Annotated in this window: 12 protein-coding genes and 1 rRNA gene; 12 read left to right on the top strand and 1 reads right to left on the bottom strand. The window is 63.3% G+C overall.

Annotation, left to right across the window (positions count from 1 at the left end):
* The first annotated feature begins 156 nt into the window (after positions 1-156).
* Positions 157-271: ribosomal RNA gene (gene rrf, locus EV669_RS08505) — 5S ribosomal RNA — on the top strand.
* Positions 272-330: 59 nt separating this feature from the next.
* Here rrf and EV669_RS08500 read toward each other — a convergent pair.
* Positions 331-501 carry a hypothetical protein gene (locus EV669_RS08500; protein WP_161803920.1) on the bottom strand — a complete coding sequence of 57 codons (171 nt, stop codon included), beginning with the start codon at positions 499-501 and terminating at the stop codon, positions 331-333.
* 120 nt (positions 502-621) lie between these two features.
* Here EV669_RS08500 and EV669_RS08495 point away from each other — a divergent pair, with 120 nt between their 5' ends.
* From EV669_RS08495 to EV669_RS08445, 11 genes are all read left to right on the top strand, one after another.
* Entirely contained in the window at positions 622-1,155 is a 534-nt protein-coding gene (locus EV669_RS08495) for a GspH/FimT family pseudopilin (RefSeq protein WP_132098400.1), read from the top strand.
* Complete coding sequence (gene pilV, locus EV669_RS08490) at positions 1,142-1,690, top strand: type IV pilus modification protein PilV (protein WP_132098399.1); 549 nt, start codon at positions 1,142-1,144, stop codon at positions 1,688-1,690. The genes EV669_RS08495 and pilV overlap by 14 nt, the downstream gene beginning before the upstream one ends.
* Positions 1,691-1,692: 2 nt before the next feature.
* Entirely contained in the window at positions 1,693-2,535 is an 843-nt protein-coding gene (locus EV669_RS08485) for a PilW family protein (protein WP_054286664.1), read from the top strand.
* Between the two features lie 10 nt (positions 2,536-2,545).
* Complete coding sequence (locus EV669_RS08480) at positions 2,546-3,175, top strand: pilus assembly PilX family protein (RefSeq protein WP_165922731.1); 630 nt, start codon at positions 2,546-2,548, stop codon at positions 3,173-3,175.
* Positions 3,176-3,193: 18 nt separating this feature from the next.
* Positions 3,194-7,021, top strand: a complete 3,828-nt coding sequence (locus tag EV669_RS08475; protein ID WP_132098397.1) for a pilus assembly protein — start codon at positions 3,194-3,196, stop codon at positions 7,019-7,021.
* A 13-nt stretch (positions 7,022-7,034) separates the two neighbouring features.
* Positions 7,035-7,484 carry a type IV pilin protein gene (locus EV669_RS08470; protein WP_055433399.1) on the top strand — a complete coding sequence of 150 codons (450 nt, stop codon included), beginning with the start codon at positions 7,035-7,037 and terminating at the stop codon, positions 7,482-7,484.
* A gap of 84 nt (positions 7,485-7,568) precedes the next feature.
* On the top strand, positions 7,569-8,432 hold the full coding sequence (locus EV669_RS08465) for a ferritin family protein (protein ID WP_132098396.1): 864 nt from the start codon (positions 7,569-7,571) through the stop codon (positions 8,430-8,432).
* The gene (locus EV669_RS08460) at positions 8,407-8,907 is read left to right on the top strand and encodes an adenylyltransferase/cytidyltransferase family protein (protein ID WP_054286659.1); all 501 of its coding nucleotides are present in this window, start codon (positions 8,407-8,409) and stop codon (positions 8,905-8,907) included. Before EV669_RS08465 ends, EV669_RS08460 begins: the two co-directional genes overlap by 26 nt.
* Complete coding sequence (locus EV669_RS08455) at positions 8,904-9,917, top strand: biotin--[acetyl-CoA-carboxylase] ligase (RefSeq protein ID WP_318271383.1); 1,014 nt, start codon at positions 8,904-8,906, stop codon at positions 9,915-9,917. The genes EV669_RS08460 and EV669_RS08455 overlap by 4 nt, the downstream gene beginning before the upstream one ends.
* A complete protein-coding gene (locus tag EV669_RS08450) occupies positions 9,914-10,630 on the top strand; it encodes a type III pantothenate kinase (RefSeq protein WP_054286657.1) in 717 nt (238 codons plus the stop codon). The genes EV669_RS08455 and EV669_RS08450 overlap by 4 nt, the downstream gene beginning before the upstream one ends.
* On the top strand, positions 10,627-11,439 hold the full coding sequence (locus EV669_RS08445) for an SPOR domain-containing protein (protein WP_055433396.1): 813 nt from the start codon (positions 10,627-10,629) through the stop codon (positions 11,437-11,439). Before EV669_RS08450 ends, EV669_RS08445 begins: the two co-directional genes overlap by 4 nt.
* Positions 11,440-11,475 lie beyond the last annotated feature (36 nt).

Here is an 11,475-nt window from a genome sequence, read left to right as displayed (position 1 = left end):
GAAGCGCTGTGAGGCGTTAAGCTAACCGATACTAATTGCTCGTGAGGCTTGATCCTATCATTTGAGTGGCTTTGCTCAGCAAAGCGCACGATACAGAATTCTACCGTTCGGGTGGTTCCACCACCCGATAGGCTTCTACAGTTTGTACAGTTTATGTCTGGCGGCCATAGCGAGGTGGCACCACGCCTTCCCATCCCGAACAGGACCGTGAAACGCCTTAGCGCCGATGATAGTGCTCCCTTGGGAGTGTGAAAGTAGGACACCGCCAGACCCCCATTACAGCGCCCTGACTTCCGTCAGGGCGCTTTGCTTTGTTCACACAAAATCCAATCAGCGCTCCGGTACCGGTACCACCAGCCGCTCCGAACCCGGCCCGCGCACATCCATCAGCACCAGACGCCCCGTGTCCGCCGCAGCGCGGATCGTGTCCAGCCGGTTGGTCTCCAAAAGCAGGTTCATGATGTCGTCCTCGTGCAGCCCCTCCTGCTTCGCACGCGTCACCGCCTCCGTCAAACTCTCACTCAAAATCGCTCGGGCCACTTGTCCATCCAATGCTGCCGCCTGTCACCGGATACGCCGGGCCTGCTATAGGCAGGCTAAGCTTAGATAGGGAGAGTGCGTATGAACCGCGGATTTACCTTGATAGAAATGATGGTCGTGCTGGCGATTGCCGCCATCCTGCTGGCCGTGGGCATGCCCTACCTACAAGGGTTCCTGGCCAAGGGACAGGCGCGCTCGCTCAGTGCTGAGCTTTCGCGTTCCATCATGATGGCTCGGGCCCAAGCGGTGGAGACTGGTCAGACCGTCTCCATCTGCAGCCATTCCGGCGCCTCGTCGCCAGCGTGCGGTACGGCTGCAGACTGGAGCAATGGTTGGATTGCCTGGTACGGTATGGCCAGTGCCGGAGCGCAGGTGGCAAGCCAGAGGGTGTTGCTGGTCACACGGCAACCGGCGCTGGTGGGCATTTCCACGAGCGTGGGCGACTTTTCCTTTGCACCGACCGGGTTGGTCAGTCGGGCAACGGCTTCTTCCACGCTGGTTTTCACCATAGCCTGCAGAGCAAATGCGGCCATAGCTTTCCGAACAGTAGAGGTTGGCCGAAACGGCAGGGTGACTCTTGCACCCGAGAAGGATGATGTGAGTGGCTGCAGTTAAACGACCCCACCAGGGCTTTACCCTGCTGGAAGTGCTGATCGTGATGGTGGTCCTGGCCATCGGGCTGCTGGGCATTGCCGGGCTGCTGCTCAGCAACGTGCGTTCGTCCAGCAACAGCGCCTGGCGCACCCAGGCGGCCCTGCTTGCTGAGGAGGCTGCCGAGCGTATCCGCACCAATTCATACTGGATTGCCAGCGGCACTGCAGCCTCACTGAGCCTTTCGGTATCGCCCACGTATGCGGTGAACTGCTCGACCGCTTCGATGCCTGTGGCTCCGGCCTGTACTTCGGCGGCTTCGGGGGTGTTGTGTGGCTCTACTCTCCTGTGGCGAAACCAAGATGTTTTCGAGTTGTGCAGCAAGGTCGGAGATGTTGCTCAGGGCGGACTTCCCAGTGGCACGCTGACGATCGCGCAAGAGGTTCCTTCCGCCTCGGAGGGCGTGCTGTATCGCATCACCCTTTCCTGGGTGGCCCGTACCGCCAGCTCCAGCAGCGGAGGTACCGTCCAGTCTTATGAAACCCTGTTAAGGCCGTAAGCATGAGACAGTATGCCTACCGGCAGCGGCAGTCCGGGCTGACGCTAGTCGAACTAATGGTGGCGCTGGTTATCGGGCTGATCGTAGTGGCCGCCACGGCGGTGGTCTTCAGTCGCAGTAGCGCGATCGGCCGCAACCAGGACCAGAACGCACTGATGCAGGAAAATGCGCGCTATGTCTTCACCGTTCTGGACCGTGCGCTGCGCCAAGCGGCATATACGCCCAGCAATGCTCCTCTGGCCAGTGCGCCGGTGACGGTCTCCAACCTCAATGCCTATTCGGATACGCTGACAGTGCGGTATGCAGTGGGGGCTGTCGCCGCTTCGGGCGGCGCAGTGCAGGCCTCGATGCAGGATTGCAGCGGCGAGACCGCCCCTGCCGGCAGTGTGATCACCAATACCTTCCGCGTGGCGGTAAGCAATCAGCAGCGTCGTTTGGTGTGTGAATCCTCGCTCGTCCCCGCTTCCACGACGGATCCGATCGTCATAGCTGAAAATGTCGAGGCCTTCAGAGTGATGGTCGGCCGAGCGCGGGGTCAGGTAGACCTGAGCGATGTCGACCCTTCACTATGCACCCTGTCCGCGTATCAAACCACGGCTGCTTCCCCCACCCTGACCACGCCTGTGGTGGCGCTGAAGGTAGGGCTGGTGCTGCGCTCCGATGATGTGATCCCGGCTGCATACCGCAATGCGCCCACGACCTTTGCGCCGTTCGGAACGACGGCCTCCGGTGTGGTGCAGTTGACGACGGCTAACCTGGCCCCTGCCTCTGGCAGCTACGATGCCCGTTATCTGCGCCGGGTCTACAACACCGTTTTCCATCTGCGCAACCTGTGCTGGCGATAGGAGAAAAAGCATGCGGCAAGAAGGTTCCACGCTGATCACCGTGCTTGTCCTGCTGGTGGGCCTAACCCTGCTGGCAGTGGGCATGGGTTTTTCCTCCATCATGGAGGAGCGGCTGGGGCGAGGCTTTCGCGACAATAGCGTGGCGTTCAATGCTGCCGAGAATGCCATCCGTCGTCTCCAGCTCAAGGAGCTGGACCGGATCAGTCGCACGGAGTTGCCTGACTGTGCCCGCTTTACCGAATCTTCCTTTACGCCTGATGCCGCCCTGACAGGCATCTGCCAGGTCAAACAGTCCGATCCGGCCCTGATCGAGCGCTATTACGGGACGAACCCCCTTTTTGACGAGCTCAAGAACACTTCCCCGCTTGGCCGGGCCAGCCGGTTGTCCGGCAGCTTTGGCGACTGGACGACCGGTGCGGGAGAGGCGGTGGTGACACCGCGCTATTTCGTCGAGCGAACCGAAGTCTCCACCCCACTGGGAGGGCTGGCCGGCAGTTCGCTCTCTGGCAATCTGAGCTTCACAGAGGCGGCCAGCAAGGTGGACATCACCTACCAGTATCGGATCACGGTCCGGGGTTTTGGTCCGCGGCGTGGTGGGCCCGAGCCCATCAGCCGCACCATCGAGGCCACCTTCCAGTAGTTGCAGGGAACTGTCGTCATGCAAAACAACTTCTATCGCTTCCTTCCGGCCCTTGTTCTGGTGCTTGTGTCCGGGCTGTCGGCGGCTGCGACGCAATCCGTGGACCAAGCCCCCGCCAACACCAGCGGCATGGGCGTCTTGCCCAACGTGGCGATGGCTCTGTCGATCGAGTATCCGACTGCGGGCGAGGCCTATACCAACCGCACGCTTGGCACGGCTGCCGACATCCAGCGAAAGTACTTGGGGTATTTCGACCCGGATAAGTGCTACGACTACAATGACAGCGGTGATTATTTCTATCCGGTTGCCCGAGTCAACAATGCCACCAACCGCACTTGTGCCAACCGGAAGTGGAGCGGCAACCTTCTTAACTGGGCAACGATGTCGGCCATCGACATTTTCCGTGCCACCCTTACCGGGGGGAACCGGGCACTGGGCGCGACTGGGGGAACGGCTGACTACACCGCTGGGGATACGGCCTCTGCCACTTACCTGCGGCGCGCCAAGGTGATTGCGGGCAAAAACCAGACTTATGGCTTTACCGACAACGCACGCACACTTAGTTATTCCACCAACACGCTCACGCCTTTCAACCTTGGCACAGTTAAGTTTTCCAGCCTCAACTGGGACTTCACCGTCAAGGACAGCAGCAACCGCGTCCTTGGCACCTATCGTGCCGTGGTAAAGGTGTGTGACAACACCATTGGGCTGGAGAGCAACTGCGCGGCCTACACTTCAGGGGGAAACACGGTCTACAAGCCGGTGGGGCTGATCCAGAAGAACGGCAGCAAGATGCGCTTCGGGGTCTTCAGTTATCTCAAGGATGACAGCTACAACCGTGACGGCGGAGTGATGCGTGCCCGCCTGAAGCGGACGGACCAGTCGACCAGTATCACTACTCTGAGCCGCACAGCCCTGACCGTTGGGGCGGAGTGGTCGGCCTCCACCGGTCAGTTCGTGACCAACCCCGATGCGGCCGATGCGGCCAGCAGCAGTTCAGCCACCACGACGATCTCTAATAGCGGGGTGATCAACTTCATCAACAAGTTCGGGGATTTCACCGGCTACAAGACCTACGACCCGGCTGCCGAGCTCTTCTATGCCACCTTGCGTTATTACCGCAAGAAGGGGTCGGTCGATGCCTATACATCCAACATGAGCGATGCCATGAAGGATGGCTTTCCGGTGATCACGGACTGGGATGATCCGATCGATCCTTCCGGCTACAGTTGTCAGAAGAACTACCTGCTGTACATCGGCGACACCAACACCCACGGCGACGCAGACCTGCCCGGCAGCCGTTGGCAACCCTCCGGCAACCAGACTGCGCTGCGCATACCGGGCGATGACAGTGGCCTGGATGTCTATGCATGGACCGGCCGTACGGGCGCCAACCCTGCGAACAACACTGGCTCTTCCAACTCTCCACCCTACATCGCCGGGCTGGCTTTCTTTGCCAACACCTCGGACCTGCGCAGTGACCTGAGCGGCACGCAGACAGTGAAGGCATTCATGATCGATACCGTCGAGAACGGTGGCGCGAAAGGAGAAACGACCAACGCCTTTTACCAAGCCGCCAAATACGGTGGCTTTACCGACAGCAACGGCAACGGCTTGCCGGACGTCAAGAGTGAATGGGCCAACAACAGCCAGACGATCAATGCCTATCCCAACGGTGTGCCCGATTACTTTGCCCAGGCCAACAACCCGGAAAACATGGTCCTCAGCCTGCAGAAGGCGTTCGAGAACGTAGCGGAGCAGCAGAACATCTCGCTCGTCACCCCTGCCGTGAATGGTGCCTTCGTGCGCCCGGACGGCTCCACACGAATCTTCCGCCCCACCTACAGCCTGACCTCGACCAACAGTGGCAGTGCCAACTGGCGCGGCGATCTGCTGATGTACAGCATGGATGCCTACGGTTCGGTCAACGGCTCCTACCTGTGGTCGGCTGCAGCACGCATCGCAGCCCAGACCGCTGTCAACCGCAACATCTTCACCTACAACCGTGCCACGCGTCAGGGGGCATCCTTTGCCTCGAATGCGGGGACCTGGCTGACCGACAACTTCAGCTCGGATGGCTATGGCGGTACTGCGGATGCGTATGCGGCCGAACGCATCAACTACCTTCGCGGTGACCGTACCAAGGAAGCTACCAACGCCACGCCGCAGATGCGTCCGCGTACGGCTGCTGGCAATGACCCCACCACAGGCTCGCCTCTGGGAGACATCATTAACAGCACGCCGGTGTTCATTCCCAACAACGGGCCCAAGCCCGCTGAATGCGATTACAACGCCACCCTGAAGGCTGCCATCCAGGCGCGTAGCCCCATGGTGGCGGTGGGTGCCAACGACGGCATGCTGCACGTTTTCAAGGCGACCGATGACAGCACGGGCGGTACCGAGGTGTTTGCCTACGTGCCCAATGCCATCCTTTCCAAGTTGTCGCGCCTGACCTCGAAGAGCTACACGCATGAATACTATGTGGACGGGCCCTTGGCCGCCGCGAACGTCTGCCGCACGATCGCGAGCGCGAATGAGGCGAGGACTGTGCTGGTCGGTACTACGGGGGCCGGGGGGCGTGGGGTTTTTGCTCTGGATGTGACCGACGCCACAGCGACTGGCCAGGCGTTTGGCACCAGCGATGTCATGTGGGAGTTCTCCTCGGCGGATGACAGCGCCCTGCGGATGACGGTGGGGACTCCCCAGATCATCAAGGTGAAGGACGGCGTGGATGCACAAGGCCGCACCACCTACCGCTACATGGTTCTGGTGGGCAGCGGCATCGACAACACAGGCAGCACGCAGGGAGCGGTGTTTCTGCTCGACATCAATGGCCCTGGCACCGGCTGGGTGCGCGGCACCAATTACTGGCGCCTGGACGTGCCTGCCGTGACCGCCGACGCTTCGGTGACCGGAGACGACCCGATTGCACCGAACGGCATCGTCAGCCCGGTCGGGGTGGACATCAACCAGGATGGCACCACTGACCTGATCTATGCCGGCGACCTGAACGGCAATCTGTGGAAGTTCGACATCTCCACCACGGACAAGTCCCTCTGGGGGCTCTGCATCAACGGACGCAACAGTACCACCGGTGTTTGCAACGATGCTTCGGCCAACCAGCCCCTGTTCACAGCTTGGTCGGTTACGGGCTCGACCGGTGCGTACTCCCGCGTCAAACGGCAGCCGATCACCGCCCAGCCTCTGGTGACTGCCCATCCGTCCGGGGGCTACATGGTCCTGTTCGGAACCGGCAAGCTCTACAGTAGCAACGACCGGAGCGACACTTCCACCCAGACGCTGTATGGCATCCGCGACAATGGTGTAGCCTTGGGCAACACCGCCAGCGCCAGCCTGGTACAGCAGACGATCGGTAGCGCGCCCACCGCGCCGCAGGGTTCCTCCATCGTCGGAACCTTTGCCACCACCAGCACCAACAGCGTCAACTACACCACCCAGAACGGCTGGTTCATGAATCTGACCTCCACCGAGCGCAACCTCGCCTCGCCCCGACTGCTCCAGGGGCGTGTGCAGTTCACCACCAGCGTATCCTCGACCGACCTGTGTTCGAACGGGGGCGACACTTGGGTGACCGAGGTCAACCTCTTCTCGGGTGCGCAATTGCCGGTCGCCATCTACGACACCAATGGCCAAGGGGGCGTGGGCGACGGGGACGCCGCCGCCTCACGCCGCAAGATCACCGGACAGTCCGGCGGGCTCCTCAACCTGCGTGGCCCCAACCATTCGGTGGTACGCATGGCAAGCACGCTGGGCTCGGAAGACCTTTCCTCGGAAATGCGCCTGCCCGTGCGTGTATCCTGGCGCGAACTGATTTCTGCCCAGTAACCGAAAGCTGCCGATGACGAAAAAAAACCAGAACCAAACCGGCTTTACCCTGATCGAAGTGATGATCACGGTGGTGATCGTGTCGATTCTTGCCGCGATCGCCTACCCTTCGTACACCGATTACGTGGCACGAGGCCGGATCGCCGAGGCGAAGAGCCGTATGATGAGCCTGGCACAGGAGCTGGAGCAGCGCTACAGCAACACCGGCAGCTTCAGCGGTGCTGCCTGCAACGCTTCCGCGCCCTGCAGCACGCCCGACAGCAGCAATGCGATGTTCGACGTGAGCTATGTGACGCCGTCCAGCTTTTCGTACACCATCACCGCGTCTGCCACCAGCCGTTTCACCAGCGCGTTCAGCCGCAACTACTGCCGCATCCTGACGCTGGACCATCAGGGCACGCGCGGGGCTTCTTCCGCTGCAAGCGGTGTTACCGTGGTGGCTGACGACTGCTGGAACCGCTGAGGCGCACCCATGGCGTGACGGCATGACGGCACGACTCGGATTGTCCTACAATCCGGGCTGCCTTACCCCCACCAGGAGCGACCCATGCTGTACCCCGAACTGTTCGGCCAACTTGAAAAGGCCCGCTGGAACATGGCCGACGACATTCCGTGGGCCGACTTTGACGGTAGCCGTCTGACCGACGAGCAGGCGCACACGATCAAGATGAATGCGATCACAGAATGGTCGGCGCTGCCAGCCACCGAGATGTTCCTGCGCGACAACCAGCACGACTCTGATTTTTCCGCCTTCATGTCCATCTGGTTCTATGAAGAGCAGAAGCACGCGCTGGTGCTGATGGAGTACCTGCGGCGCTTCTGCCCGGAGCTATGCCCGACCGAAGAGGAACTGCACGCGGTGCGCTTCGAGTTTGATCCGGCACCGCCGCTCGAAACCCTGATGCTGCATTTCTGTGGCGAAGTGCGGCTGACCCAGTGGTACCGCTGTGCCAGCGAATGGCACACCGAGCCGGTGATCAAGGCCATCTACAAGCACCTGAGCCAGGACGAAGCCCGTCATGGTGGGGCCTACCTCAAGTACATGAAGAAGGCGATCGAGCGCTTCGGCAATGAGGCCCGCGCCGCCTTTGCCAAGATCGGCCTGCTCATGGCGTCCAGCGCCCGCTCGGGCAAGCCGCTGCATCCGACCAACCTGCACGTGAACGAGGCCCTGTTCCCGAACGACACCGTGCAGAGCCGTCTGCCCGACCCCGAGTGGCTGGAGGACTGGCTGACCCGGCAGATCCAATTTGACGAGCCTTGGGAGGCACGGGTGGTGGGTGGTATCCTGCGTAACCTGTCCAACCTGTTCGAGCGCCCGATCGAGACGATCCAGGCGCTGAACCGCTACCGCAAGGAAGTGGCAGCCAGTCTCAAGGAAACGCATGCAGTACCCAAACCCGCCGTTTGAAAGCAAGATCTGCCCGCCTGAAGGGTTGGCCGAACGCATCCTCTCCCTGCCGCGGCCGCTGGTGTTCACCAACGGCTGTTTCGACATCCTGCACCGGGGCCATGTCACCTACTTGGCACAGGCCGCCGCGCTGGGGGCCAGCCTGATCGTGGCCCTCAACACCGATGCCTCGGTACGCCGGCTGGGCAAAGGAGAGGATCGCCCCGTAAACCCGCTGGAAAACCGGGCCGCCGTGATCGCCGCGCTGCAGAGCGTGGCGCTGGTCACCTGGTTCGACGAAGATACGCCGGCCGGACTGATCGAAATCATCCGGCCGGAGGTGCTGGTCAAGGGGGGCGACTGGCCGATCGACCGCATCGTCGGCAGCGCCGAGACCCTGGCGCGGGGCGGGCAGGTGCATTCGATCCCCTTCCAGTTCGATACCTCTACCACCGCCACTCTCAGGAAGATCCGCGCTTCCGGAGCCGGAGTGTGACGGGCCCGGCCGCCCACGCCGGCCTTCCGCCCGACAGTCGCCCGCTTGCCCACGCCTTTGCGGTGCTGCGCGCCCTGTCGGATGGACGGTTTCATTCCGGCGAGGCGATCGCCGGCAGCCTGGGTTGCTCGCGCACCTTGGTGTGGCAGGCAGTGCATACCATCGAGAACGTGTTCGGCCTGCAGGTCTACAGCGTACGGGGACAAGGCTACAAGCTGGCGCAACCCTTCGAGTGGCTGGACATGGCCGCTGTCCGGCAGGGGTTGGCCGAAGCAGCGGCCGATACTTGGACACTGGCGCTGGTCGACGAGACCGACTCCACCAATACCCAGCTCACCATCCGCGCAAGTGCCGGAGCGCCGCACGGCCTGGTCCTGGCCGCCGAGCGGCAGAGCGCGGGCCGAGGCCGGCTGGGGCGCCGCTGGCAGGCGCGGCTGGGTAGCGGGTTGACCTTCTCGCTCCTGTGGCGGTTCGAGCGCGGCATTGCCGGCCTGCCTGGTTTGTCGCTGGCGGTAGGCGTGGCGCTGGTGCGGGCGCTGACCGCGCTGGGCGTACCGGTAGCCCTCAAATGGCCCAACGATCTGCTGATCGATGGGGCCAAGCTCGCCGGCATTCTGATCGAGCTTTCAGGGGATGCGCTCGGCCCGGCCACCGTGGTCATCGGCATCGGGCTGAACGTGGCCGACCCCGGTCCGATCGACCAGCCGGTGGCCAATCTCGCCGCGGCCGGCCATCCGCTTGGACGTAACCAGTTGCTGGCTGCAGTGCTCAACGCGTTACACGATGTGCTCACTACCTTCAATCGCGAAGGCTTTGCCGCCTTCCGTGAGGAGTGGACTGCCCATGCCGCCTTCGTGGGCGAGCCGGTGCGAGTGAGCTTCAGCCACGGCCAGCCGGTGGAGGGTATCGCGCGGGGGGTGGACGACAACGGGGCGCTGCTCGTGGAAACCCCCGAAGGGCTGCGCACCTTCCATGTGGGCGAAGTCAGCCTCAGAAGACGCCGTACATGAGACTGCTGATCGACGCCGGCAACAGCCGGGTGAAATGGGCGCTGTACGCCACGCACGGGCTGGTGGCCGAAGGCGCGGTGGCACACGACACCCTGTTCAGCCTGGCCGAAGCCTGGCGGCCGTACCCGATTCGCGAGGCCTGGGGCGCCAGCGTGGCCGGACCGGAAGTACAGGCAGCGCTGGAAGCCTTCCTGACGGTGCCTGTCCGCTGGGTGCGCGCGGCCGCGTCCGGCTGCGGTATCGTCAACCATTACCTCAACCCTGCCGAACAGGGCGCGGACCGCTGGCTGGCCGTGGTGGCGGCCCGGCATCTGGAATCGGGCGATGTCATCGTGGCCTCGGCTGGTACGGCCCTCACGGTGGAAGCGCTGACCGCTGAGGGGGATTACCTGGGGGGGCTGATCCTGCCGGGCTATCGCCTGATGCTGCAGAGCCTGGCGCGGAACACCGCCCAGCTGGACCGGCCTGCCGGACAGCCGGTGCCCTTTCCGCAGGGCACGGAGGACGCCATCGCCAGCGGGGTGAGCGATGCGATGGCTGGTGCCGTCGAGCGGCTGCGGCTGCGCCTGGCCCGGCACACGGGACGTGCGCCCGCGCCGGTGCTGGTCACCGGGGGCGACGCGACCCGGCTGGCCCCCAGCCTCGAAAAGCCCTGCCGGATCGTGGATAATCTGGTGCTTCTGGGTTTACTCAACGTGGCAGACGCTTCATGAAGTGGTTATTCGGACTGGTCGTGGTGCTCAATCTCCTGGTCGGATTCTATGCGACCCTGTCGGAGCACCCGCCCGTCGATATCCGGGCGCAAGAAGTCAGCCCCGACGAGCTGGTGCTGGTCCCCGCAGGCCGTTGGGCGGCAGAGCAGGCGACCGACGCGCCGGTACTGGCGGCTGCCTCCGCGCCTGCCGGAGACGTCGCCAGCGCTCCCGCCACCTCGCTGCCGGCAGCCACAAGCCCTACCTCTGCGCCCGCGTCCGAGCGCGCAACGGCGGCCCCTGCCAAGACGGCCCCTGCCGAACCACCCCTCGCTTCGGCCAACCCTGCGGTCGTGCTCAGCTGTGCCCAGTGGGGCCCGCTCGACAGCCGGCTGCTGACCCGCGTGCAGGGCGGACTGGGCACACTGGGGCTCAAGGCCGCACAGCTCGACACCCGTACCACCGAAGCCCAGAAGGGTAGCGGCAGGTTCTGGGTGCATCACCCGCCTCTGGCCACCCAGGCCGAAACCCAGACCCTGTCGTCCGAACTCAGGGAGAAGGGCTTCGACAACTACATCGTCCAGAATGACGGTGCCTTCCGCGGGCATCTGTCGCTGGGCCTGTTTGGCCGGGAGGATGCGGCCCGCGCGCTGGCTGCCCGCATCCGCGCCGCCGGCTTTGCCAAGGTGGCGGTGGAGCAGCGCAGCCAGACGGTGCAGGCGTCCACGCTGGTGTTCCGGGCGCTGGAACCGGCGCAGCTGGCGCGGCTGAACGCGCTGCAAAAGCGTCTGACGCCCGGCATCGCACTGGACGTGAACCCCTGCCGCTGATATCCGGGCAACCCGTCACTTCCCCCGCAGGGCCGC

Origin of the sequence: Gulbenkiania mobilis (genome assembly GCA_004346645.1) — a bacterium.
GTDB lineage: Bacteria > Pseudomonadota > Gammaproteobacteria > Burkholderiales > Chromobacteriaceae > Gulbenkiania > Gulbenkiania mobilis.
The sequence above is the reverse complement of the archived record's forward strand: the minus strand, read 5'-3'. Positions and strand labels throughout refer to the sequence as shown.